22 protein-coding genes are annotated in these 25,792 nt (G+C 45.4%); 10 read left to right on the top strand and 12 right to left on the bottom strand.

All coding sequences use genetic code 11. From position 1 onward, the window contains the following. The first annotated feature begins 114 nt into the window (after positions 1-114). Entirely contained in the window at positions 115-270 is a 156-nt protein-coding gene (locus ACVBDY_RS13690) for a hypothetical protein (protein ID WP_447176027.1), read from the top strand. Then, on the top strand, positions 271-1,755 hold the full coding sequence (locus ACVBDY_RS13695; RefSeq protein WP_447176028.1) for a cellulose synthase family protein: 1,485 nt from the start codon (positions 271-273) through the stop codon (positions 1,753-1,755). Positions 1,756-1,846: 91 nt separating this feature from the next. Here the strand turns inward: ACVBDY_RS13695 and ACVBDY_RS13700 are convergent, their stop codons facing one another. The 4 genes from ACVBDY_RS13700 to ACVBDY_RS13715 all read right to left on the bottom strand — a co-directional run bounded on the left by ACVBDY_RS13700 (position 1,847) and on the right by ACVBDY_RS13715 (position 6,541). Next, positions 1,847-2,674, bottom strand: coding sequence for a pseudouridine synthase (locus ACVBDY_RS13700; RefSeq protein WP_447176029.1), 828 nt, complete (start codon positions 2,672-2,674; stop codon positions 1,847-1,849). 87 nt (positions 2,675-2,761) lie between these two features. Beyond that, a complete protein-coding gene (locus ACVBDY_RS13705; protein WP_447176030.1) occupies positions 2,762-3,640 on the bottom strand; it encodes a geranylgeranylglycerol-phosphate geranylgeranyltransferase in 879 nt (292 codons plus the stop codon). A 440-nt stretch (positions 3,641-4,080) separates the two neighbouring features. Next, on the bottom strand, positions 4,081-5,019 hold the full coding sequence (locus tag ACVBDY_RS13710; RefSeq protein WP_447176031.1) for a mevalonate kinase family protein: 939 nt from the start codon (positions 5,017-5,019) through the stop codon (positions 4,081-4,083). Between the two features lie 439 nt (positions 5,020-5,458). Continuing rightward, positions 5,459-6,541 (bottom strand): diphosphomevalonate decarboxylase, encoded by a 1,083-nt coding sequence (locus ACVBDY_RS13715; RefSeq protein ID WP_447176032.1) that lies wholly within the window; start codon positions 6,539-6,541, stop codon positions 5,459-5,461. 176 nt (positions 6,542-6,717) lie between these two features. Here ACVBDY_RS13715 and ACVBDY_RS13720 point away from each other — a divergent pair, with 176 nt between their 5' ends. Beyond that, the gene (locus tag ACVBDY_RS13720) at positions 6,718-7,182 is read left to right on the top strand and encodes a DUF4168 domain-containing protein (protein ID WP_447176033.1); all 465 of its coding nucleotides are present in this window, start codon (positions 6,718-6,720) and stop codon (positions 7,180-7,182) included. A 162-nt stretch (positions 7,183-7,344) separates the two neighbouring features. Here ACVBDY_RS13720 and ACVBDY_RS13725 read toward each other — a convergent pair whose 3' ends face one another. The 3 genes from ACVBDY_RS13725 to ACVBDY_RS13735 all read right to left on the bottom strand — a co-directional run bounded on the left by ACVBDY_RS13725 (position 7,345) and on the right by ACVBDY_RS13735 (position 13,953). Then, positions 7,345-8,583, bottom strand: coding sequence for a BaiN/RdsA family NAD(P)/FAD-dependent oxidoreductase (locus ACVBDY_RS13725; protein ID WP_447176034.1), 1,239 nt, complete (start codon positions 8,581-8,583; stop codon positions 7,345-7,347). Positions 8,584-8,603: 20 nt separating this feature from the next. Further along, the gene (dnaE, locus tag ACVBDY_RS13730; protein ID WP_447176035.1) at positions 8,604-12,986 is read right to left on the bottom strand and encodes a DNA polymerase III subunit alpha; all 4,383 of its coding nucleotides are present in this window, start codon (positions 12,984-12,986) and stop codon (positions 8,604-8,606) included. 214 nt (positions 12,987-13,200) lie between these two features. Beyond that, the gene (locus tag ACVBDY_RS13735) at positions 13,201-13,953 is read right to left on the bottom strand and encodes a lysophospholipid acyltransferase family protein (RefSeq protein ID WP_447176036.1); all 753 of its coding nucleotides are present in this window, start codon (positions 13,951-13,953) and stop codon (positions 13,201-13,203) included. A 65-nt stretch (positions 13,954-14,018) separates the two neighbouring features. Between ACVBDY_RS13735 and ACVBDY_RS13740 the strand changes: the two genes are divergently transcribed. Together ACVBDY_RS13740 and trpS are read left to right on the top strand one after the other, a co-directional pair. Then, complete coding sequence (locus tag ACVBDY_RS13740) at positions 14,019-14,255, top strand: GlsB/YeaQ/YmgE family stress response membrane protein (RefSeq protein ID WP_447176037.1); 237 nt, start codon at positions 14,019-14,021, stop codon at positions 14,253-14,255. A 327-nt stretch (positions 14,256-14,582) separates the two neighbouring features. Further along, positions 14,583-15,551: a tryptophan--tRNA ligase gene (gene trpS / locus ACVBDY_RS13745; RefSeq protein ID WP_447176038.1), complete on the top strand. Its 969-nt coding sequence runs from the start codon at positions 14,583-14,585 to the stop codon at positions 15,549-15,551. Between the two features lie 296 nt (positions 15,552-15,847). Here trpS and dprA read toward each other — a convergent pair whose 3' ends face one another. After that, positions 15,848-16,984 (bottom strand): DNA-processing protein DprA, encoded by a 1,137-nt coding sequence (gene dprA, locus ACVBDY_RS13750; RefSeq protein WP_447176039.1) that lies wholly within the window; start codon positions 16,982-16,984, stop codon positions 15,848-15,850. A gap of 172 nt (positions 16,985-17,156) precedes the next feature. On the opposite strand from dprA, the gene ACVBDY_RS13755 reads away from it, so the two are divergent. The 3 genes from ACVBDY_RS13755 (at position 17,157) to ACVBDY_RS13765 (ending at position 19,639) form a co-directional block, all read left to right on the top strand. Beyond that, on the top strand, positions 17,157-18,095 hold the full coding sequence (locus ACVBDY_RS13755; RefSeq protein WP_447176040.1) for an HU domain-containing protein: 939 nt from the start codon (positions 17,157-17,159) through the stop codon (positions 18,093-18,095). Between the two features lie 481 nt (positions 18,096-18,576). Continuing rightward, positions 18,577-19,086: an acyl-CoA thioesterase gene (locus ACVBDY_RS13760; RefSeq protein WP_447176041.1), complete on the top strand. Its 510-nt coding sequence runs from the start codon at positions 18,577-18,579 to the stop codon at positions 19,084-19,086. A 40-nt stretch (positions 19,087-19,126) separates the two neighbouring features. Continuing rightward, positions 19,127-19,639 (top strand): YdeI/OmpD-associated family protein, encoded by a 513-nt coding sequence (locus ACVBDY_RS13765; protein WP_447176042.1) that lies wholly within the window; start codon positions 19,127-19,129, stop codon positions 19,637-19,639. Here the strand turns inward: ACVBDY_RS13765 and ACVBDY_RS13770 are convergent. The 4 genes from ACVBDY_RS13770 to ACVBDY_RS13785 all read right to left on the bottom strand — a co-directional run bounded on the left by ACVBDY_RS13770 (position 19,636) and on the right by ACVBDY_RS13785 (position 23,390). Then, positions 19,636-20,364, bottom strand: a complete 729-nt coding sequence (locus ACVBDY_RS13770) for a metallophosphoesterase (protein ID WP_447176043.1) — start codon at positions 20,362-20,364, stop codon at positions 19,636-19,638. The two genes, ACVBDY_RS13765 and ACVBDY_RS13770, sit on opposite strands and share 4 nt — an antisense overlap. A gap of 66 nt (positions 20,365-20,430) precedes the next feature. Continuing rightward, positions 20,431-21,588: an ATP-binding protein gene (locus tag ACVBDY_RS13775; RefSeq protein ID WP_447176044.1), complete on the bottom strand. Its 1,158-nt coding sequence runs from the start codon at positions 21,586-21,588 to the stop codon at positions 20,431-20,433. An 88-nt stretch (positions 21,589-21,676) separates the two neighbouring features. Further along, positions 21,677-22,468, bottom strand: a complete 792-nt coding sequence (locus ACVBDY_RS13780) for an SDR family NAD(P)-dependent oxidoreductase (protein WP_447176088.1) — start codon at positions 22,466-22,468, stop codon at positions 21,677-21,679. Between the two features lie 43 nt (positions 22,469-22,511). Further along, the gene (locus ACVBDY_RS13785; protein ID WP_447176045.1) at positions 22,512-23,390 is read right to left on the bottom strand and encodes an aldo/keto reductase; all 879 of its coding nucleotides are present in this window, start codon (positions 23,388-23,390) and stop codon (positions 22,512-22,514) included. A 225-nt stretch (positions 23,391-23,615) separates the two neighbouring features. Between ACVBDY_RS13785 and ACVBDY_RS13790 the strand changes: the two genes are divergently transcribed. Beyond that, entirely contained in the window at positions 23,616-24,416 is an 801-nt protein-coding gene (locus tag ACVBDY_RS13790; RefSeq protein WP_447176046.1) for a DUF4382 domain-containing protein, read from the top strand. A gap of 284 nt (positions 24,417-24,700) precedes the next feature. Continuing rightward, the gene (locus tag ACVBDY_RS13795) at positions 24,701-25,702 is read left to right on the top strand and encodes an AAA family ATPase (protein ID WP_447176047.1); all 1,002 of its coding nucleotides are present in this window, start codon (positions 24,701-24,703) and stop codon (positions 25,700-25,702) included. Positions 25,703-25,792: the final 90 nt, after the last annotated feature.

The raw sequence follows: 25,792 nt of genomic DNA on the forward strand, positions 1-25,792 counted from the left end.
CTGCCCCCGGCTAATTGTGAAAAGAAGATATACCCGTCACGCATATAAAGATGTTATCCTGTTTTAACCTTTGGAAGTACATTGTAAAAGTTTGGCGGATTCAAAACACTGAAAATGAACATACGTGCAGGGAAGATCCTATATAACGAAATACCAGATCGTTATAAAAACGGAATAGTGAACCGAAAAGTTTCGGGAACCGTAAAAGATACTATCTTTGCCGCCGTTAAATTTTGGGTGGATATTCAAGTACAGTTTAAAACAGTCTAAATGATGTTAACACTTTCATACATTGCCATTGCTATATACAGCATAGCTTTGTTACTTATTTTCTTTTACAGCCTGGCGCAGTTAAACCTGCTTTTCAATTACCTGGGACACAAACGGAAAAACGATGAAGCTCCCAAGTTCAATTTACTGGACCCGAGAGAGATTCCTTACGTAACTATCCAGCTTCCTATTTACAATGAAGAATATGTAGTAGAGCGGCTTCTGGAGAACATCGCCAAGATAGAATATCCGCAGAACAAGCTGGAAATACAGGTTTTGGATGATTCTACGGACGAATCGGCTTCCGAAACAGCCAAACAGATCGCCAGGCTACAGGAAACCGGGCTTGACATTCAGCACATCCGAAGAGAAAACCGCCAGGGATTTAAAGCCGGTGCGTTAAAGGACGGGCTGAAAATAGCCAAAGGAGAGTTTATAGCCATTTTCGATGCCGATTTTCTGCCCGACAACGACTGGCTGAAGAAAACGGTAATTTATTTTAAGGACCCCGAAATAGGTGTCGTACAAACTCGCTGGGGCCACCTCAACCGCGACTATTCCCTCCTTACCAAAATACAGGCTTTCGCCCTGGATGCCCACTTTACCCTGGAACAGGTGGGGCGTAACAGTAAAGGACACTTTATCAACTTCAACGGTACGGCTGGGATATGGCGCAAAGAATGTATTATCGATGCCGGAAACTGGGAAGGAGACACACTTACCGAAGACCTGGACCTGAGTTACAGGGCACAGCTCAAAAACTGGAAATTCAAATATCTTGAAGACGTGGAAACGCCGGCGGAACTTCCCGTGGTTATCAGCGCTGCCCGCTCCCAGCAATTCCGCTGGAACAAGGGAGGGGCCGAAAACTTCCGGAAAACAGTTACCCGCGTGATCTCGGCAAAGAACATTCCCTTCAAAACCAAGCTACACGGTGTTCTTCACCTGCTGAACAGCTCCATGTTCTTATGCGTATTTGTTGTGGCATTGCTCAGCATACCTATGCTATATATTAAAAACACCTTCGGACATCTCGGTTGGGTTTTTGAAGTAACCAGCTTCTTTATAGCCAGTACGATCATACTGTTTGTGTGTTACTGGTTTACTTATAAAAATATTCAGGGCAGCGGATTTGATAATTTTATCGATTACATCAAAATGTTCTTTACCTTTTTCTCCGTAGCCATGGGCTTTTCCCTGCACAATTCCGTAGCCGTACTGGAAGGCCATATCGGTAAAAGAAGTGAATTCGTAAGGACGCCAAAATTCAACATCAAGAATCTCGCAGACAGCTGGAAAGGTAATAAATACCTCCACGAAAAGATATCCCCCAACACCCTGCTGGAAGCGGTCCTGGCCTTTTATTTCCTCTTTGGCATGTACAGCGCCATATCGCTGAACGATTACGGGCTGTTTCCGTTCCATTGCATGTTGTTTCTCGGCTTCGGATTTGTATTTTTTAAATCTCTTACCTCCAAAGCTTAATCACAGGAAGAAAGATATTTAAAAGAAAAAATATTCAGAAAAGACAAAACTAAAAAGGGCTGTATTTAAACGGCCCTTTTCTCTTTTTCGATTACATCATTTTAAGATTGATAATCTCCTGTTGTGTCAGCGGACGCCAATGCCCCCTTGGCAGGTCTTTCTTGGTAAGCCCTGCAAAAATAACCCGGTCCAGTTTAATCACATCATACTCCAGGTGTTCGAATATCCTGCGCACAATACGGTTTTTACCGCTGTGTATCTTGATCCCTACCTCGCGTTTAGGTGTATTTTCTATGTAGCTTATTTCGTCTACCTCTATGAGACCGTCATCAAGGGTGAGTCCCTGTTGTATTTTTACCAGGTCTTCCTGCTTAAGGTTCTTGTCCAGTTCTACATGGTATATCTTCCGGACCCCGTGTTTAGGATGGGTAAGCTTTTTGGCCAGGTCCCCGTCATTGGTAAATAACAGTAAGCCCGTAGTATTGCGGTCCAGCCGCCCGACAGGCAGCAATTTGGATTTGGATGCATTGGACACCAGTTCCATAACCGTTCTTCGCCCCCGCTCGTCCTTGGTCGTGGTAATAAAGCCTTTTGGCTTGTTCAAGAGCACATATTCTTTCTTCTCCGGCCGGATCACCTTTCCGTCAAAACGGACCTCATCCGTTAGCTTTACCTTATATCCGAGCTCTGTAACCGGCTTTCCGTTTACAGACACATTCCCCGCAGCAATATAAATATCCGCATCCCTGCGCGAACAGATTCCCGCATTGGAGATATACTTATTCAGCCGTATTTCATCCGGGTTTTTCGACAAGGGATTTTTACGTATGGGCGCATTGCCCCTGGCATAGCTTTCCTTGCGTTCTCCCCCTTGTCTTCCGGAGACCTTTCCTTTCCTGTTCTTATCGGTTCTGCTCATGTCCTGTTTTTTGGCAAAGATAGGATATTAGTCCTTAACTGCATTACCCGTTATTTTTGAAAGCGGGGAGTCTTATCCTTTTAACTTTTACAGGATACGGTTCAGCACCAGATCAATATCTATCAGCAGAATACTGAATACCCCGGCCACAATTATAAACTTAAGGATATTGTGCAATACCAGGTAATCCTTCTTGGAAGACGCTTTCCACATCAGTACCAGGAATACCAGGAGCAACAGAAAACAACCGTAAAAGAAAATATCCATATGACCTATTTCAAATCTGGCGATCAGTAAATAGGTCGGCACCCATGTAATGAATGCCAACAGGGTAATAATACTCTTGGAAGCCCTTTCCCCGTATATAATGGGGATGGTCCTGTACCCCTGAATCAGATCTCCTTTAATATTTTCAAGGTCTTTGACCATATCCCGTATCAGGATAATGAGAAACAGAAAGACCGCGTGTACAAAAATCACCGAGGCAAAATTCTTGTAATAGATAAAAACGGCAAAAAAAGGAGTGATCGCCAGAACAGAAGATACCATATTCCCTACCATAGGAATGCGTTTCAGCTTATGTGAATAGAACCACAACGCAAAAATATATACCGAAAAAAAGGCGACGGCACGAAAAGATACATAACTGGCAAAAATCACCGAGACAAAATTCAGGATAAAATACGCCGTTAATTTTGTGCGCTGGCTGATCAGGCGGTCGAGCATGGTTTTCCGGGGGCGGTTAATCAGGTCCTTTTCCGCATCATAAAAATTATTGATAATGTAACCGGAAGCAATAGCCAGCGCTGAAGCGGCGACAATAGCAAAAAGATTACCGTCCAGAACTACCCGCATAAGTGGTTTTTCCGGAGCGAGAATATAAACAGAGGTGAGATACTGGGCGATAACAATAACCAGAATGTTATATCCCCGGACCACGGAAAAAATACTTAGAAGCTTAAGCAATAGCAGTCTGTTTTTCCTGGATAGCTGCACATTTTCAATTTTTACGGCCTTATGCGAAAATAAAACCGGAAACGGTAAAGCGTTCCCGATAGATACTGCGAATATACGGAAACCAATATTCTTTTCATACGTATTGCAGGGCAAACACATCATATACAGGAACACAAGGAGACGAGGAGTCCCGATATCGGGATGGAGATGTATGGTGATTGATAAAGATTGCTCTTCCCTGAGCTTGCCAAAGGGCTCAGGAACCGGATAAAGATTGGAGATCTTGAGTGTTAAGTCGGGGAGTCTTGGAGTATTGCAGGGAAGGCTTCCCGTTTCAACTCCCGAACTAATCAACAACCGGGTCACCGGCAATAAACCTTAAACATAGAAGTACTCAATTATGACGCATTTGTCCTGATACGTACTGTGTTTAAGATTATTTATGCGATTCAGAAGTTGTAGACCACTTCAAGGTTGTAGTCTTTGAGCGCTTTTCGGGCCTTATCGATATCCTGTGTAAAACCGAGAATATATCCTCCTCCTCCCGAACCACAAAGTTTCAGGTAGTATTCATTGGTTTCAATACCGTGTTTCCAGATCTTATGAAACTGCGCGGGGATCATGGGCTTAAAATTATCCAGGACCACATGCGACAATTGTTTGATATTTCCGAAAAGGGATTTCACATCGCCTTTCAGAAAATCTTCCACGCAGGCGTCGGTATGTTTGATAAACTGGTCTTTAAGCATTTTCCGGAATCCTTCCTGCTTCATACTTTCCATAAAAATATGGATCATAGGTGCCGTTTCACCGACCATCCCGCTGTCCAGCAGAAAAACCGCTCCCTTACCGTCTTTCTTTTGGGAAGGTATGCCGGCAGGTTCTATATTATCCTTGGAATTGATGAGTATGGGAATGCTGAGATAACTGTTCAGAGGATCGAGTCCGGACGACTTTCCATGGAAAAAAGATTCCATTTCCCCGAATATCTTTTTCAGTTTCAACAATTTATCCCTGGTAAGATTTTCCAGTATGGTGATCTTATCGTTAGCATATTTATCGTAAATCGCAGCCACCAGCGCACCGCTGCTACCTACCCCGTAACCCTGGGGTATACTGCTGTCGAAGTACATCCCTTCTGCCACATCTCCCTTCAATTTTCCTATATCAAAAGTCACCAGGTCCGGCTTTTCGGTTTGCAGGTTCTCCAGGTAATCCGCAAATCGTTTCAGGCTGAGATTAGATTCGGACACCTCTTCTGAAGATTCTTTGGCCGTTTTCAGCGCCCCGTTATAAAAATTATAAGGAATGGACAACCCTTTGGAATCCTTAATGATACCATACTCTCCGAAGAGCAGTATTTTCGAATAAAATAATGGTCCTTTCATGTATTATTTTATTGTTTTTTCAACGGTCACATGGAACCTTTGATGCTTAAAATAATCATCCTCACTTCGGCAAACTCAATGCACCGCCTGTGTGTTTAATAATTTTTTTAAACATGCCGGTTTCATTCTCTTTAAAATTTCGGCCTAAGCTTTATAAAGATACACAAATCTAACGGCGACAACAATTTTTATTGCATTTTAACACTATTTTTCGCAAATAAATATTATTATCTGTCAGATAACTTATAACCGTTTTTTATTACACAACAAAAATTTCATTTCGATAATTCCTCACCCTAAAGCTTTCGGAATTGATACCCCAGTCATTTCGACCGGGCTCGATGCATCGCCTAAAGGGAGCATCCCGATAATTATCGGGATCGGGTAAACTGATTTTCCTAGAAACCGGGTTAAAACAATTTTTATTATGTACTAATTTTTATAAAAATCCGGCCCCTTCGCCAATGCGGTCGCAAATATAGTGCCCGTTTTCACAATATGCAACCAACTCATTATTAATAAATTCCATCACCACATTTTTTTCCTCTTCCGGGTACAAAACATGTACGTTTGCCCCTGCATCCAGGGTAAAGCAAATGTTAGATCCGGATTTCTTACGAAAACCCCATATTTTACGGATGACCTCCAGGGTTGCGGGGCTCATCAATATAAAATACGGTTTACCGGTCATCATCATGGCATGCAGGGTCAGGGCTTCACTTTCCACGATTTCCGTAAAGCCTGCCATATCCCCGGTTTTTAATACGTGCTGTAATGCAGACAGGTTTTCACCTGCCTGTGCAAAACGACGTTCCGCAAAAGGATGTCCATGCATAAGGCCATGGCCCACAGTACTGCTCACCTGCTTTTCCCCGCGGTCTACCAGTAATATGGTATCCTGGTAAGTCCGGAATACAGGATGTACTTCTTCCGGGTAAGAAACACCATAAAGATCGGTACTCCCGGTCAGCCCGGGATGACTTCCCCATACGACCAGCCCGCCTTCTATACTGCGGCATGCACTACCGGAGCCCAATCTCGCCAGGAAAGATGCCTTCCGGTAAAATTTCTCCTCCGGCATATCCGCAGACATCTCTTTCTCCATAGACATCAGGCATAGCGCCAGGGCGCTCATTCCACTCGCCGAAGAAGCTATTCCGCTACTGTGGGGAAAAGAATTGGATGTTTCTATCGTAAAGTGATAGTCCTTCAAAAAGGGTATATACTTTTCAATACGTCCGAAAAAATCATTTATCTTAGGCTTAAAATCTTCCCTTGTTTTTCCTTCGAAAAGCAGATCAAATCCGAAACCGGAAGCCGGCCGCTCCAACCTCTTAAAACGCAGAGTTGTCGTTGTGGCACAAGTGTCCAGTGTGAAACTAACAGAAGGGTTTGCCGGCAACTGTTCGCCCCGCTTGCCCCAGTATTTCACCAGGGCTATATTGCTCGGTGATCTCCAGGTAAAACTTCCCGTGTCTATGGTAGTCCGGTATCCGGAAGGCATAAAGTCCTTTTCTGTCATCAGTCCGTAAAATTTGTGCAAAGATAGTGCTTTCCTCACTTTCTTACACCGGAAAGTCCGGGAGTCAAAAAAATCCGGCCTGTCGTTAAGTTACTGTTAAATTGAGCATAATTTTGGTGTTCACTACATATTATTGTAGTTTAGGCCGAAAGAAAACAATTAAAATTCCTACAAAAATGAAATTTTCAGGCAAATTAAAATCTACTCTGATCTGTTTTTTAATGGTAGGCGCTACCGCTTTCGCACAAACAGCAGAGCAGAAAAAAGTAGATGTATCAGATGATGAACTGGGTAAAATAGCTTCCGCTTTTCAGGGAGTACAGGAAGTTAATGTAAAAGCCCAGCAGGAAATGGTAAAAACCGTGGAAGACAACGGTTTTGACATCGATCGTTTCAACGAATTATACGAAGCATCGCAATCTCCCGAGAAAGAAGCGGATGCCAGTACGGATGAGAAAGAAAAATTCGGTGTGATCATGAATAAAATGCAGGAAATGCAATCCGGCTTTCAAAAACAGATGGAAGACGCCATAACCAAGGAAGGTATTTCCCTCGACCGTTACCAGGAAGTTGCAGTAGCACTACAAACCGATACGGAACTACAACAACGTTTACAGACATTGCTGACACAACAGCAGTAACCCACGTTTGATAAACAATATTACAGAAAAAGGGATCGTCTGAAAAGCTATTCAAGCATCCTGTCCGGGGAAACATACAGGTCCCGGCCATACAAAGCCTTTACCCGTCCCCCCCCGGGACAACCGATTAAGTGCTTTTCGGACGTCTCTTTTCTTATTCTGTTACTTCTCTCCTGACAGACTTTCTGTTATCGCCATAGCGGCCATATACCCCCCGGTCCATGCGTTCTGAAAATTAAATCCCCCGGTAACGGCATCTATATTCAGTACTTCTCCTGCAAAAAACAGGTTTTCGTGGATTTTACTTCCGAAGGTTTTAAAGTCTATTTCTTTCAGATCCACTCCACCGGCAGTAACAAACTCTTCCTTAAAAGTACTTTTCCCGGTAACCCGGAAAATGCTTTTGGTAAGTTGCCCGGCGAGGTTTTCCAGCAATCCTTTCCGTATTTCCGCCCATCGCATATCTTCGGAAATCCCCGATGCTTCCGCGAGTTTTACCCACAATCTTTTCGGAAGGTCAAAAGGTCCGGAAGAGAAAATATTCTTTTTCCCGTTAACTTCCTTGATATCCTTTAAAATCTCCATCGCTTCCGTAAAAGCAACCTGATGCAACCAATTTACTTCTATAGAGAACTTATAATCACAATCGTGTAATTCCCGGGCAGCCCATGCCGATAATTTCAGAACGGCAGGGCCACTAACTCCCCAATGCGTGATAAGCAAAGGCCCCTCGAAGGTCATAAGATTCTTTTGTCCTGCCAACCGGACGGAGACCCGGGCGGACAACCCCATAAGCCCGGAAAGACGCGGATCTTTTATATGAAAAGTAAAAAGTGAAGGAACAGGAGGCACTATGGTATGCCCCAATTGTCTGATGATATCCCACATTTTCGGGCTGCTTCCGGTAGCTACGAGAAGCTTACGGCAGGTGAAATTCCCCTTAGCCGTCACCAGTTCCCAGCCAGTTCCGGCGGATTGTATTTTCCTGATCGCATGCCCCGTAAGAACCTGCACTCCACGTTGTGTGGTTTCCCGGACCAGGCAATCGACAATGGTCTGTGACGAATCGGTTTCGGGAAACATCCGGCCGTCTTCTTCTGTTTTAAGTGTCACCCCCCTGTTTTCGAAAAACGCTACCGTATCTCCGCTGCAGAAAGCATGAAAAGGCCCCAGCAATTCCTTTTGTCCCCGGGGATAATGGGTAGCCAGTTCGCGTGGAGCAAATTCGGCATGCGTGACATTACATCGCCCGCCGCCGGATATTTTTACTTTAGCCAATACCTCACCGCTTTTCTCCAGTATTATTATCCTCGTACCCGGCACAGCCTCCGCTATATGGGCAGCGGCAAAAAAGCCCGCAGCCCCGCCTCCCGCAATAATTACATCCGCATCTTTTGACATCCTTATCTCTTTGCAGGAAATTAGTTCAGTTTATATACCAGGTCCCTCTTACTCAGTTCCGTCAGGAGTTCATTTGAAATACGTATCTTTTTTTTCCGGCTGGGCATATATAACTTTAATTTCTCATCCATTTTATAAACTGTAAAACTCAGCGCGTGATCTCCCGTATGCGCTTGTATAATATCCTTGAGCACCCGGATCTTGGAATCTTCCAGGTCTTCGATGTTAAGGTGGATAGTGAGTTTTCTTGCATAGGCCTCCATAACGTCCTGTAATAGCTGCATATTATTGAACTGCAGGCGGGGATCTCCACGCTGACCGGTATCCCTGTTCACCCAGCCTTCACGGATAAACACTTTTATGTAAATAAAGGAATTCACCATCAGGAAATGCCTGAATTTAAGGTATTCTTCTCCAAAGATCTTGAACTCATAGGTATCTGTGTAATCTTCCACAAAAAATATAGCCCATCCTTTTCCGTTCTTGGAGGTCCTGTGCTGTACATCGGTTATAACCCCTGCCAGGGAAAGTTCCCTGTTGGTATAGTTTTCCAACTCATTCAGCAGGCTTATACTGCCGTTGCAGAAGTATTGCATTTCGGTCTTGAAATCATCCAGCGGATGGCCGGATATATAAATCCCCACAACTTCTTTCTCCCTGCGGAGTTTTTCCATAGTCCCCCATTCTTCACACGGCGGCACTATGGGCTCGGGAATCTGTATTTCACTGGCTTCTCCGAAAAGGCTTACCTGTGCGGAGTTTTCGTTTTCCTGGTATTTGGCGGCATAGCGCATTACTTTTTCCAGGAAAACAATGCCATCGCCTTCATCGTGAAAGTACTGGGCGCGGTGCGTTTCATCAAAAGAATCGAAACCACCGGCAAGAGCGAGATTCTCAAATGCTTTTTTATTGGCCGCACGAAGGTCCAGCCGCTTGGCCAGATCGAATACGGAACGATACGGTCCGGATTCCCTATTCTCTACTATAGTCTCTACGGCACCACGGCCAACTCCTTTAATGGCCCCCATTCCAAAACGGATGGCATTGTCTTTGTTTACGGTAAACTTGTAAAAGGATTCGTTTACATCAGGCCCGAGAACATTCAGTCCCATACGCTTACATTCTTCCAGGAAGAAGGAAACCGATTTGATATCATTCATGTTGTTGGAAAGTACAGCCGCCATATATTCCGCAGGATAATTGGCTTTCAGATAGGCTGTCTGGTAACCGATCCAGGCATAGCAGGTAGAGTGACTTTTATTAAAAGCGTAACTTGCAAAGGCTTCCCAGTCTTTCCACACTTTTTCCAGGACTGTCCTGTCGTGACCGTTCTTTTCCCCACCGTCGAGGAATTTCGGTTTTAACTGTTCCAGCAGGGCAAATATCTTTTTACCCATCGCCTTCCGCAATACATCCGCTTCACCTTTGGTAAACCCGGCGAGTTTTTGCGACAGCAACATCACCTGCTCCTGGTAAACCGTAATACCGTAGGTTTCCTGGAGGTACTCTTCCATTGCAGAGAGGTCATAGGTGATCTCCTCTTTACCGTGTTTCCGGTTGATAAAACTGGGGATGTATTCCAGAGGTCCCGGACGGTACAAAGCGTTCATGGCTATGAGGTCGGCAAAGACCGTCGGTTTCAGTTCCTTCATGTATTTTTGCATCCCGGGAGATTCGTACTGGAATATCCCTACGGTTTCACCGCGCTGAAAGAGCTCGTATGTCTTTTGATCGTCCAACGGGAAATCATCCGGGTTGAGGTCTATATCGTGCTTGTATTTGACAAGCTTTACCGTGTCCTTGATCAGGGTCAGTGTTTTCAGCCCGAGGAAGTCCATCTTCAGCAGGCCTGCACTTTCCACCACCGAGTTGTCGAACTGTGTAACGTACAGGTCGGAATCCTTGGCTATGGACACCGGAACGAAGTTGGTGATGTCGTCAGGAGTAATAATAACGCCACAGGCATGTATCCCGGTATTCCGCACGGAACCCTCCAGTATTTGTGCCTGTTTTATCGTCTGGGCTTCGAGATCGGCTCCTTCAGCCAGGTTTTTCAGTTCGTTCACCTTCAAGAGTTCATCCGAACGGAGACTGGATTTCAGCTTACTGTCATCCAAAGAGAATATTTTGGCCAGCTTCATATTGGGAATGAGTTTGGCTATCCTGTCGGCATCTCCCAGGGGAAGGTCCAGCACCCTGGCCGTATCCCGGATAGAAGATTTGGCGGCCATAGTACCATAGGTAATAATCTGGGCTACCTGGTTGGCCCCGTACTTATTTATAACGTAATCCATAACCCTGCTTCGTCCCTCATCGTCAAAGTCGATATCGATATCGGGCATGGACACCCGGTCCGGGTTAAGGAAACGCTCAAAAAGGAGATCGTAAGCTATGGGATCGAGGTTTGTAATTCCGAGACAGTATGCAACTGCCGAGCCTGCCGCCGAGCCACGCCCGGGCCCTACGGAGACTCCCATTTCTCTTGCCGCCGCGATAAAGTCTTGCACAATAAGGAAGTATCCCGGGTACCCGGTCCGCTCGATAACACTCAGTTCAAAATCGAGACGTTCCCGTATTTCTTCGGTAATTTCCGGGTATCTCCCCTTGGCTCCCTCATAGGTGAGGTGCCGCAGATAGGCATTTTCTCCTCTTTTCCCCCCGTCTCCGGTATCCTGTGTATCCTGGAACTGTTCCGGTATATCAAACTTCGGCAGCAACACGTCCCTTGCCAATTCATAGGGCTCTATCTTATCCACTACTTCCCGGATATTGGAAATCGCTTCGGGAAGATCGGCAAAAAGGACTTTCATCTCTTCTCCGGACTTAAAATAATATTCCTGGTTCGGCAGGCCATAGCGGTATCCCCGTCCTCTTCCGATAGGCGTAGCCTGTTTCTCCCCGTCTTTTACACAGAGAAGAATGTCGTGCGCATTGGCATCTTCTTTGGCTATATAAAAGGTATTGTTGGTAGCTATCATTTTTACGTCGTGCTTCCTGGCAAACTGCACAAGGACATTGTTCACCCTGTCTTCATCTTCCTGCCCGTGACGCATCAATTCGATGTAAAGGTCCGCTCCGAACTGCTCTTTCCACCACAACAGGGCTTCTTCGGCCTGGTTCTCCCCGACATTCAGTATTTTACCGGGCACTTCACCGTAAAGGTTACCGGTAAGCACGATAATATCTTCTTTGTATTTTTTAACAACTTCTTTGTCTATCCGGGGCACATAATAGAACCCCTGCGTATAGGCCACGGAAGACATTTTCGCCAGGTTGTGATAGCCTTTTTTGTTCTTTGCCAACATAACTACCTGGTACCCATTATCCTTACGGCTTTTGTCCAGGTGATTCTCACACACATAAAACTCGCAGCCCACAATGGGTTTTATCTCTACTTCAACAGCTTCTTCTCCCTTCTCCGCCGCCTCTGCGTTCTTTGCTTTTACCGACTTGTTATAGTTTCCTATCTCTTTAACAAAGTGAAAAGCACCCATCATATTCCCGTGATCGGTAATGGTAACAGCAGGCATTTTTTCACGGGCGGCGGCGGCTATCAGGTCGGGCAGGCTCGAAGTGGCCTGCAATACCGAAAATTGTGTGTGATTATGCAGGTGCACAAAGTCCAGTTTTTTAAGCTCTTCCTTGTTTTCTTCCAGTTCCTTCCTGGAGATATCCGCACCTTGCTCTTTCTGTATCCTTTTGCGAATGGCATCGGAAGCAGCTTTCAGGTTAATGTGTTCCAGCCCTATAAGCTGTATCTCCTGCGGATTAGCTTCGCGAAATCTTTCGAAATACCCGGGGAGCACATCCAGTTCTTCTTCCGTAAACCCTTCTCCTATCCGGATGAGTTCAAAGAAACAGCGGGTAGTGGCTTCCACATCAGCCGTAGCGTTGTGGGCTTCGGCAAATGCCACTCCGAAGAGTTTTTTGTGCAGTTCGGTCAGCGTGGGAAGCTTGAATTTTCCTCCGCGACCTCCCGGTAAACGGCAAAATTCTGCCGTGGTTTCCGTACAGGTGTCCAGTACGGGCAGGGAAATAAGAGGTGAATCCATCCCTTCCCGGTAAAACTCACACCCCATGATATTCACATCAAAGCCTACATTCTGTCCGACTATAAATTTGGTCTTGGCCAGGGCTGTGTTAAATTTTTCCAAGGTCTCCTTTAACCCAATGCCTTCTTCTTCGGCAAGTTCGGTAGATATTCCATGCACCCGTTCCGCATCAAAAGGAATATTAAATCCTTCGGGCTTCACAAGGTAATCCCCGTGTTCTACAAGGTTCCCCATATCATCATGCAACTGCCAGGCTATCTGTATACAACGGGGCCAGTTATCCGTATCGGTTAACGGGGCATCCCAGCGTTTTGGCAATCCGGTAGTCTCGGTATCGAAAATAAGGTACATAAGGGTTGTGGTTTGTGTGGTCTGCCAGAGGCAGGATTTTTTACGATTACTGTCCGGTGGCATTTCGGTTGAAGGCCTTCTCTGAGGCCACATGAAATACGCGTAAATCTTTAACCGGACCCAAAAAATGTGCAGGGTAAAATTACACATTATTTGGCATTAGGAAAAGAGGCCTGGAAAGTAGTTATCAACGGAAAAACGAACTTTCGTACCCCTACTCTTCTTCCGCCCGGAACGCGTGCAACTGTGCGTTGATTATTTCCCGGGCCCGGGCTTTCAATGCCACCCGATCGGCCACCGTGAGACCGGTGGTTTCCAAAAAAGTATGCACCTTGGCCCGCATAATTCCCGGGCTGCCACTCAGAAAGGTATACGAGAACCTCTTTTTGTTATCTGCAAAGGTCATGGGTACTATGGGAATCTGGTATGCTATAGCCAGGCGGAAAGCCCCGTCTTTGAATTCATCGAGAAACACCTCTTCGTCCGGGACGCCCCCTTCCGGAAAAATACAGATACTCAACCCGTCATCCAGGCGTTTTTTAGCCCGCTCATAAACTTCGGTACGACTTTTTATATTGTTGCGATCTACCATAATACACGCCCGTTTATAGAAGAATCCGAAAATAGGTATTCTGGTAAGTTCTTTTTTTCCTACAAACACAAAAGGGTTCCGGGAAGCCTTTAACATAAGCATGATATCCGTCATACTCGTATGGTTGGCAATTAGCACATAGCTCTTACCGCGTTCTACTTCCTGTTCCCTTTCAATTACAGGATAAAACCCCATGCCGTACAGGATAACATTAGCCCAGATATTTCGTACCAGCCAGAAGAAATGATGGTAATACCTGTCTGACGAAGTAAGTACCAAAAACAGGGGAGACAGAAGTACAATAGTACAAAGCATAAGTACATAAAACCAAATTCGCCAGATAATTATAAGGGGGTATTTAAGTAATTTCATCATAATTCAAAGTTAATCTTTTAAAAAAAATTCATATATTTAGATGAAAACTTTTAAATATTCCTGTTATGTTATATGCAATAATCATCGGGGCCATCGCCGGATGGCTGGCCGGCAAAATTATGAAAGGCGGCGGATTTGGCGTACTTATTAACATTCTCCTGGGTATCCTGGGAGGCTTTGTAGGGAACTGGCTTTTCGGGGTTCTGGGCATCAGCATAGGCTCCGGCATACTCGGGGACCTTATCACCGGGATTATCGGCGCTGTCGTCGTCCTCTTCATTGTAGGACTGTTTAAAAGATAGCCCGCCCTCAAAAATCAGAATCCGAATTACCTTACCGCTTTTACAACGTAGCAAAAGCGGTTTTTTACTTCCCGGGCACCTCACCTGACCTCACCCGCAAAATTTATCCTCCATTCTGCGGCAAATGTTTTTATTTTGTTTTTATTTTGCAGGACAATAATCCGGCTTATTTACAAAAACCGTTTACACAATACCTTTAAAACACCCGATCCGCCTAACGGCCCGGAAAGGTATGAAAAACATCTGTGAATTTGCGAAACTAACGAACCCTGCGAAACACCGAACCGTAAAAAATAACGACAGGTGTAATACGAGAGACAAAAGCTTATGGCACGAATACTAACAGGCATACAAAGTACGGGCACCCCCCACATGGGAAATATCCTGGGGGCAATACTCCCCGCAATACAAATGTCGGAACAACCCGGAAACGATTCTTTTCTGTTCATAGCGGACATGCATTCCCTGACGCAGATAAAAAACGGGGAGGAATTACGACAAAACACCTATACTGTTGCCGCTACCTGGCTGGCTTTCGGGCTGGATATAGAAAAAGCGGTCTTTTACCGCCAGAGTGACGTTCCGGAAACCGCCGAACTCGCCTGGTACCTCAGCTGTTTTTTCCCGTTTCAGCGACTCACCCTTGCCCACTCTTTTAAGGATAAGGCCGACAGGCTGGAAGATGTCAATGCAGGCTTGTTCAGTTACCCCATGCTTATGGCCGCAGATATCTTGCTGTATGACGCCGAAATCGTCCCCGTGGGAAAAGACCAGATGCAGCACCTGGAAATCACCAGGGATGTAGCCAGCAGGTTTCACTCCAAAATGGGCGAAACTTTTGTTATTCCCGAGGGAAAAGTACAGGAAAACACGCAATACATTCCGGGTACGGATGGCGGTAAAATGAGTAAATCGCGCGGAAATACCATAAACCTGTTCCTCCCGGACAAACAGCTCCGCAAGCGGGTGATGAGCGTTGAAACCGACAGTACTCCCCTCGAAGAACCTAAAAACCCGGACACCTGCAACGTTTTTGCCCTGTATAAAATACTCGGCACACCGAACCAGGTAGAAGTCATGCGTGAAAACTATCTCAAAGGCGGTTACGGGTACGGCCATGCCAAACAAGCCCTTTACGAACTCATTACGGAAAAATACGCGACGGAACGCGAACGCTACCACTACTACATGAACCACCTGGACGAGGTAGACCAGGCGCTGGCTTTTGGTGCGGAAAAAGCCCGGAAAGTCGCAGGAGAGGTCCTGAAAAGGGTACGAAACAAAATAGGATACTGAGAAAAGTATGAAGTCAGAAGTACGAAGCAGGAAGTAAAGAGGATTTGCAACCTGCTGTGTATTTTCTAATAATGATCCTGTTTTTCAGTACATGGCAAAATTTAGATTTGACACCATCTGTCGGAAAATCAGTTTTACCCCAGCCATTTCGACTGTCCCGATATTTATCGGAAGGGATCAAAAATTAAGGAAAATCCTGCCGATACCACGGGAAAGCACTTGGCAACAAACCGGAACGTCACTTCAATAGTTTTTTCAAGCCGACACCAAAAACTCCGAGCCCTTGCTTTTCTGCTTTATTCCACCGCTTCGAATAATTTTCCCGGAAGAGGCCTTACCGCCCCTTTCATCTCCATATTCAAAAGGGTCGATGATACTTTATACACGGGTATCTCGCACTGTAACGCAATAATATCGAGCAATTCCCGGCCGTTCTCGCAAAGAAAATCATAGATCTTCTTTTCAGCATCATCCAATTCCGCAAAAAGGCTGGTCTGCACAACCCGTAACTTCCCGTTATGCCCTTCCCGGGCAGGGTCACCGCCTAACTCCCGGTGCCAGCCCAGCACATAGACCAGGTCTTCTACAGCAGTGAGCATATGTCCTTTCTGTCTTTTGATCAGGTTATTGCACCCGGTACTATACCTGTCCCCGGTCCGTCCCGGTACGGCAAAAACTTCCCGGTCATAGGAATGGGCTATATCTGCCGTTACCAGGCTCCCTCCTTTTTCGGCTGATTCGATAACAATAGTTGCTTCGGACAAACCGGCAATGATACGGTTCCGCCTCAGGAAATTCTCTCTTTCGGGTTTATTACTACTCCAGAAATCGGTTACAAAACCTCCGTTGGCCTCCACCTGCTCCACATATTGCTTATGCGCTTTGGGGTATACCTGGTTCAGGCCGTGCGCCAGACAACCAACGGTCTGCAAGCCGTTCTTCACCGCAGCCTTTTGAGCCGTTATATCCACACCATAAGCAAACCCGCTGACAACAACCGGATCCAGGGGGGCCAGCTCTGCGATGAGACGTTCACAGAAATGCCTTCCATACGTGGTAATCCGCCTGGTACCAACAATACTGATGATCTTTTTCTTTTTAAGATCCATACGACCGGAACGGAAAAGCAATACCGGGCCATCCACACAATGCTTTAATCCTTCCGGGTAACTTTCATCTTCAAAATAAGACCATTCAATACCGTTATCTTTTATAAAACGCAATTCTTTTTCTGCCGCACGGAGATTTTCCGGGCTGCGAAGGTTTTCCGTTAAATATCCCCCCACACCATGTATTTTTTGTAAACGGTCCGGTCGTTCTTCAAAGACAGCCCGGGGACTTCCGCAATGGGCAATAAGTTTTTTGGCGGTGATATCCCCGATTTTAGGGGCATATTGCAAAGCCAGGACATAAAGCAATTCAGATGCAGTCATAACACGGTTGGTTATCAGGTGTTTTTTAAAAGAGAACGCTTTTGGGGACGGGATGGTTTACCCTGTAAAAATAAAAATATTCTCTCAATCCGGGCATCAATAAACAGGAACTGTTAATAAATTTTTCATCACACCCCTTTCAAAACATGGAAAAAATCGCCACCTTTGTTTTATGCAGTTAGATCACTACATCGGCGACCTATTATACAGGTATTCATGCGTTACCGTTCCGGGCTTCGGTTCATTTTTGACCCAGTTCAGGTCTGCACGGATACACAATCACACTTTTTTTCCGCCCTCAAAGACTATTTCATTTAACGCTCAACTCGTTTCCAACGACGGATTGCTGATAAAACACATTTCCGAAACGGAAGATATCCCGTATGATGAAACGGCAAAAAACGTAAAGAAAGCAGCGCTTTCCTGGAGAGAATCATTGGATCGGGAAGAAAAATTAGTACTCAAAAACATCGGTCTTCTCTGGCTGAACAAAGAAGGCAGCATACAATTCCAGCCCTTTACCGAAACAAATTACCTGATCGATTCATTCGGACTTGGCTCCGTAAGTTCGCGGGAGGTCACCAGGGAAACCCTAAAAGAGGAAGTAGCGGCATTGGAGGAAAAAACCCCCATACTGTTCACCCCGGAGAGACGCGCCCGAAAAAGGTCGTATCTCAAATATGCAGCCATTCTGTTATTATCAGTTTCTGTCGGCACCATAGGATACCAGTCACTGAAAATGGAACAACAAAAGGCACAGTTGCAAGTTCAGATGGCCGAGCAGGAAGCACAGGAACAACTACAGAAAACCATACAACAGGCCACTTTTTTCGACACCACTCCCATGAGCCTGCCTTCCATTACACTAAAAGCAACGAAAAAACCTTTGTATTATGTGGTGGCGGGTGCATTCCGTATAGAGGAAAACGCGGCAAAGAAAATGGAAGAACTGTCAGCCAAGGGATATACCCCCGAACGCCTCGACCCTACAAAATACGGCTTGCACCAGGTAACCTTCGGGAGTTATACCAATGCAAGAGAAGCGATCAACTTCCTGAACAAGGTCAAGGCGGAAGCTCCGGAAGCATGGCTCCTTATCTCGGAAAATTAGCCCGTAAACATATATGGGCACATCGCCGGACCCCTCGAAAAGAAGTATGGACAGCTTGTTGCTGACATCAGGAAATTTTACCATCCCCTATTCGATACTCATCCTCCGGAAATTTCATACGGCAGGCCGCCGGATATGATAAAAGGATATCTCAAACTCCTCTTTTCTCCTGCCCTGTAAGAAGGCAGATGACGCGTAATGGAAGACCGGGAGAATCGGTAATTTATCGTGACTAATGACTGGAGCTAAGCTTGGGCCTCCCGGCGTCCCGGAGTTTTACAGGGAAGGTTTCCGTTTCAACTCCCTAACTAACCAACTCCGAACTCGTCCACAACCGGAAAACCGGCAACAAACCTTGAGCTTTTACCCTTTAACGAAATTACTCAATTACGATGCGTTTGTCCTGCTGTAAGAGCCCCGTGCCGTCATCGCCGATAATATAATTTTGTACATTTGCAAAAATTCATACACTTACACTATAATGCAAGCAAAAACTCCCGGAGAATCCAGAACTATAATGACCGATCTCGTCCTACCCAGTGAAACAAATCCTCTGAATAATCTCTTCGGAGGGGAATTACTGGCAAGAATGGACAGGGCCGCCAGTATTGCCGCCCGAAGACATTCCAGAAGGATCGTGGTCACCGCGTCAGTAAACCACGTGGCCTTTAACAGGGCAGTCCCCCTGGGTAGTGTGGTCACCGTAGACGCTGCGGTATCCAGGTCTTTTAAAAGTTCTATGGAAGTGTTTATAGACGTCTGGGTAGAGGACCGTGAAAGTGGCTCCAGGACAAAAGCCAACGAAGCCATATATACTTTTGTAGCAGTAGACGAAACAGGAAAACCTGTTCCCGTTCCTCCGTTAGAACCGGAAACCGACCTGGAAAAATCGCGCTTTGATGCCGCTTTACGCCGTAAACAACTCAGCCTGGTCCTGGCCGGCAAAATGAAACCCGATGACGCTACCGAACTAAAAGCACTGTTTTTATAACTTTGAAAGGAACAGTCCCCAAACATATAAATCTTTGCCTATGGAAACCTTTTCCACCACCCTGGTAAAGCCCGATTCTCCGTTGTGGACACTGATCGCCCCGGTACCGGATGCCATAGCCCGGAAATTAATAGCAAAGACACCGGATAAAAGAGTATTGTGTACAATGAACGGCAAAGTAAAGAAACATTGCGCACTGATGCCCGGAGGGGACGGTTCATACTTTATACTGGTCAATAAAAAAGAATTAAAGCAGCTCGGGCTCCATCCGAATGAAGAAATACATCTAGCACTGGAACCGGACACTTCCACCTACGGTATGCCAATGGACGATGAATTCCGGGCAGTCCTGGATTCCGATCCCGAAGGAGAACATCTTTTCGAAGCGCTGACTCCCGGGAAGAAGCGGACCCTTCTCCATATTGTCCATACCGTAAAAGACGGACAGCGAAAAATACATCGTTCCGTCATCATCATCGACCACCTGAAGATGACCGGCGGCAAAATAGATTTCAAATTACTGAACCGGCAGTTCAAAGAGCGGAAATTCTAATTTCTCCCGTTCTCTCCCGGATACAATTCCCATACCGGATCGCTTTGCCAGAACACCTTAGTACCCACATCCATGACGGTAAGCGGTCCTTTAAAGGCGGCTCCCGTATCTATGTTCCATATATTCGCCGCATTTACAGGGGTCACTTCCCCTATTCGCGTTACCGGTGTATGCCCTATAAAAATCTCGTTGTAATGCGATAGCCGTGCCGGATACCTGTATTCTTCCTTATCCAGGGAAGTATCGAGAGACAATGCCATTTCCCACAGGGTCCTGTCCCAGTAAAACATTTCCGGAAAATATTCGTGCTCCACTCCGCGAAGATTTGTAAAACCGGCATGAAGGAACAGCCTGTTTTCCGCATCCAGGTGGTAATTATGCAGCCCGCCCAAAAAATCCATATGGCGTTTCCTGGTAGCTTCTCCTATACCCCGATACGCATCTTTGGTAGCCTGTCCGCCGTGATACAACCACTGTTCATTTTGCTCTCCCTGACGGAGCCATTTATAACAAAAATCGTCGTGATTCCCTTGTATAAACAGGCATTTACGGGCCTCCTTCAACTCCAGGAGAAAATCTATAACCTGCGGGGATTCACTCCATCCGTCTACGTAATCCCCCAGAAAAACCAGGATATCATCCTTCCCGATTTCCGCTCTTTCGAGTACCTGTTCCAGTGCCCGCACGGCCCCGTGGATATCTCCAATAACAAATGTCTTACTCATTTTAATATATTCTGCACTATCAACACACCTCCCAAAAGCCGGCATCCTAAGCCGGAAAGGAGGTGTTTAACTATACTTCACTTTTCGCAATACCCTGAGCGACTCCTTAAGAGATTGGTATACACCGCGGTCGTATTCTTTTACGATCCCACGGTATTTTTCCAGTTTCTCCCTGGCATCCTCAAATCCGTTCAGCGCACATATCAGGTAGGTCGCCGGCAGGTTTTCCATATCTTTTTTTTCAGCAGCACCAAGAGACACACCTTTCTTTATTTTCTCCAGCAATACGTTATTGGTATTATACACGTGGTGCAGCAGTTTTTTATCGTATTGAGGAGGTTCAAAAATAAGCGTACTATCCATTTTATAAGAACCGTTATCGTTAAATGTAATGGTAACGGTCTCCAGCGGATAGTATTTCCGCTGCTGGTGGAGCCCCAGGTGTATGTATTCGGTCGTGGAAAAGGTATTCTCATCCGTTTTTATCTCCACTTCATCCAGTGCGGAGTAAAACAACCGGACCTGTTCGTTAATAAGCTCTATATCCACCCGGGAATAATAAACCTTCTCCTCCCCGTTTTTCCCGGACTCATTTACCTTTTTGGTTATTCCTGCCCAGCAGACCACAAATTGCTCCTTGAACACCTTGTAATGCGACTCCAGGTCGCGGTGCTTATTGTTTATAAAATCAATGACCCCGTTCAGGGTTAATTCAATATTATTGCGGGCGTGCTGTTCTATCCCGGCAACCGCTTTGGAATTGGTGTCTTTTATTTTTATATCAAACACCTTGGGCATGCTCATACTCCCGTCCCTGAAAAAAACGGAACCCCCATAGTATTTCCAGATATTCCTGCGCAATGAGCACAGCTTTCCGTTGGAACGTATGGTCACCAATCCCACAACCTTACCTTCCGGCAGGTGCGGAAACGGAATATTTTCATAGGAAATAAGAGGCGGGTTATCGAGGTAAGCATTAACGAGATTCTGTATTTTACTGTCGTCGAAAAAGTCGGTCCCCACTATAATATTATCTTCGTCCTCCACGCCTACCACAATAAAGGAGTTGTTATTAGGATTGGAGTTTGCCAGCGCACAGACGTGTTTCAGAAATTTAGCCTTTCCTTCTCTTTCGCCAATATTAATGAAACGCTTTTTATCATAAAAGCTGTTTTCATCGTTATGTGCCAAAAGGTTTTTTACTAAAAGGCGTTTGTTAATCATGGTTGTCCTGTAACGCTGCCGGGGACATTCATACCAAACACGTGTTCCCCATCCTTGCTATGAAATTTATCCCGGCTTTTTTTCTTTTTCACATATTTGTTTTATGCACCAGTTTACTACTGGCCTGTGCTGTAGGGAATACCAACAGATCCGCAATATTTACGTGGTAAGGCCTGGTCACCACAAACCGGATAATATCGGCTATATCTTCCGCCCGGAGGGCCTTAAATCCCTGGTACACCGTATTTGCTCTCTCCGTATCTCCTTTGAACCTCACTTTGCTGAATTCCGTTTCCACAAGTCCCGGATGTATGGCCCCGACCCTTATTCCGCTTGCATTCATGTCAATCCGCATGCCCTGTGTTATGGCATCTACGGCGTGTTTACTGGCACAGTATACATTGCCATTGGGATACACTTCTTTGGCGGCAACAGACCCGATATTGATTATATGTCCCTTTTGCCGCTTAACCATTTGCGGCATTACCGCCCTGGACACATATAAAAGCCCCTTTACATTGCCGTCTATCATAGCGTCCCAGTCATCCATATCGCCGGATTGTATAGGGCTTAGCCCATGAGCATTACCCGCATTATTTATAAGTATGTCAATTTCCGAAAATGACGCGGGAAGACTTTCTATGGCCCCGAAGACCTCTTCCCTCAGGCTTACGTCAAATTGCAGGGTATGCACCTCGGTAAGACCGGACAATTCTATTTCCAGGTTTTCCAGGCGGTCCTGTCGCCGGCCGCAAAGCACCAGACGTATTCCTTCATGTGCAAAAGCCCTTGCCGTAGCCCTTCCGATACCGCTGGTTGCCCCGGTTATAAGGGCGGTAAGTTGTTGTTTTTCTTCCTCATTGTGTTTTTCCTCACTCATCGTATTCCGAACATTATAGTTTTTATTCAATTTTTATGATCTCTTACGGAACTTTATGTCCCTGACTGGCTACCAGTAACGAAAACCAGTCCTCCGTTTCCATCTCTATACCCGGGGCCTTTACCGCATTCGTTATCCGTTCCGGGGACGTTGTACCTATTACCGGATGTATACCGGCCGGATGTTTCAGTATCCAGGCCAACAAAAGCTGATCTGCCGAAATGTGATATTTTACCACAAGATCCATTAAAAGTTGCTGTATCCGGTCCGTCTGCGGTGTATTTTCACGAAATGTTTTTCCTAAAGGACTCCAGGCCATGGGAAGCATCCTTTTAACCATCATATAGTCCAGGGTGCCGTTATGCATCGCATCGAACCCGGTAATGGAAAATTCTATCTGGTTGGCGCTCACCTCCACGACGGACCCGATAAGTTCCATTTGCGAAGGAGTGAAATTGGACACTCCGAAATCGATAATTTTACCGGAAAAATGTAGTTTTTCCACTGCCTCAGCTATTTCACCGGCGTCCATCAACGGACTCGGACGGTGCAGCAACAACAGGTCCAGGTAATCCGTACGGAGATTGCGCAGTGATTGCTCAACGGACTCTACAATATAGTTGGCGGTATAGTTATAGTGCTTTATTTTATTGTCCCGGTTTTCACATACGTACTGAATACCACACTTGGAAATCAACTGAATATCTTCCCTTACAATACTGCTTTTCGCATATGCTTTCCCGAATTCTTCTTCTGTCGTATATCCGCCGTAAATATCCGCATGATCAAAAGTAGTTATACCATTTTCCAGGCAATGGTACATACGTTCTTCCATTTCTTTCCCCGATAGCTTTTTCCCCCAACTTCCCCAGGTCATCGTACCTGCAATAATCCTGGAAAATTCTATTTTTTTGTCTTTCATAAAAAACCAATTCTTAGGGCCGTCAAAAAATACCGGGCACAGGCCCCGACACTGCCATAATCATCTCCGGACTATTTTACAATTTCCGGCTCATATCACATTCCCGTGTATAAAAGTAACACTTTATTCTGTAGGCATCCGTGAACAATATATTAAAAATTAAACCGTTTCAGAAAAAGATTCTCAAATGCAGAATCACTTATTAACTAACAAACACCAAATATTATGAAGCATTTAAAGTTTTTGGCAATTGTCATGTTTTCCGGCATGTTTTTAATTACTTCGTGCAGCGATGACGATGACAATAACGAACAAACAGCCAGGGTATCGGTTAAACTGACAGATGCTCCCGGTGATTATGAAGCTGTTTATATCGATGTACAGGATGTGCAGGTTAACCGGGAAAACAGTGACGGAGAAGCGCATTGGGAAAGCATAGGCCCGGTAGAAGCAAAGATTTATAATCTTCTGGAGCTTACCGGAGGGATCAATACCCTACTTGTTGAGAATGCTATTCCAGCGGGAAAGTTAGCGCAAATGCGCCTGGTTTTAGGAGATGAAAACAGCATTGTTGTCGATGCTGTCGAAACCCCGCTCACAACTCCCAGCGCCCAACAGTCGGGTTTAAAACTAAACATACATGAAACGCTCGAAGCGGGTTTTACCTATAATTTTATACTTGATTTTGACGTAGATCAATCTGTAGTAAACGCCGGAAATTCCGGTCAGTTCATCCTTAAACCCGTAATACGTGTAAGCACGGAAGTTTCATCCGGAATGATTACAGGTACGGTATCTCCTGCAGATTTTCAGGTATTGGCTTCGGTAGAAACCGGTGAAGGAGAAATAATCTCCGCTTATACCGATACCGATGGTACATTTTCACTTTATGGCGTACCGGAAGGCACTTATACGGTAACCCTATCACCGGATTCCGAATCAGGTCTATCTGCGGTAAACGTTGAAAATATAACCGTCACCAAAGGAGAAATATCGGATATCGGCACCGTAGATCTCGACATGTAATAAATAAACAAACCATCCGGGAGGGACCTGCAATTGTTCGTGCAGGACACCTTTCCGGATTTCTTATTCCGATTTATTTACTTATTTCCTTAAATTCTTCTCTAAAATTTCCCGGAAATTATTGGCGGTCGTTAATTTATCATAAATTTTTACAAAGAGTACGTTATTAACGAGAGACTCTTTTATTTTTTAACTATAAATTAACTGTCCGGTTCTAAATTAATTTTTCAATTTGCATCGTAATACCAAGGTTTAGTATATTCACGGCGGAAAAAATTTAATAGATGGAAGATAACAGAACTTCAGATATTGGTCTTATCAATGAAAAAATACAGAAAGAGAGTGCTTTTGTCGACCTGTTGACCCTGGAAATGAACAAGGTCATTGTGGGACAGAAACACATGGTAGAACGACTGCTGATAGGCCTTCTGGCACAGGGACACATTCTCCTGGAGGGTGTTCCGGGGCTGGCAAAGACCCTGGCTATCAATACGCTTGCCAAGGCTGTACACGGTAGCTTCAGCAGGATACAGTTCACCCCGGACCTGCTTCCGGCCGATGTCGTCGGAACCATGATCTACAACATCAAAGAAAATGATTTTTCTATCAAAAAGGGACCTATCTTCGCCAATTTTGTCCTGGCGGATGAAATAAACAGGGCTCCGGCCAAAGTGCAGTCTGCACTTCTGGAAGCCATGCAGGAGAAACAGGTGACCATAGGAGATGAAACTTTCATCCTGGACAAACCGTTCCTGGTTATGGCCACTCAAAACCCGGTAGATCAGGAAGGTACTTACCCGCTTCCCGAAGCACAGGTAGACCGTTTTATGCTGAAAACCGTCATAGACTACCCGAAACTGGACGAAGAGCAACTTATTATCAGGGCCAACCTCAAAGGTTCCTTCGAACAGGTAAACCAGGTTGTTTCGCTGGAGCAGATACTCAACGCCCAAAAAGCTGTCAGGGAAGTATACATGGACGAGAAAATCGAAACATACATTCTCGATATCATTTTTGCGACACGATACCCGGAAAAATACAAATTATCCGACATAAAACCCCTGATCAATTTCGGGGCCTCCCCACGGGGAAGTATCAACCTGGCCAGCGCAGCCAAGTGCTATGCCTTCATAAAGCGCCGGGGCTACGTCATTCCCGAAGATGTCAGGGCCGTAGTCCACGATGTCCTTCGCCACAGAATAGGTATTACCTACGAGGCCGAAGCCGAAAACATCACTTCCGTGGATATCATCAATAAAATCGTAAATGAAGTAGAAGTCCCCTAGAAAACATCAATCACACAATGCATAAGATAACTGTTTTTCTAAAAAAGGGAATGATGAAACAGACAAATACCTCTAACGCCTAAGTTAGAT

Source organism: Sinomicrobium halophytocola (genome assembly GCF_052983395.1).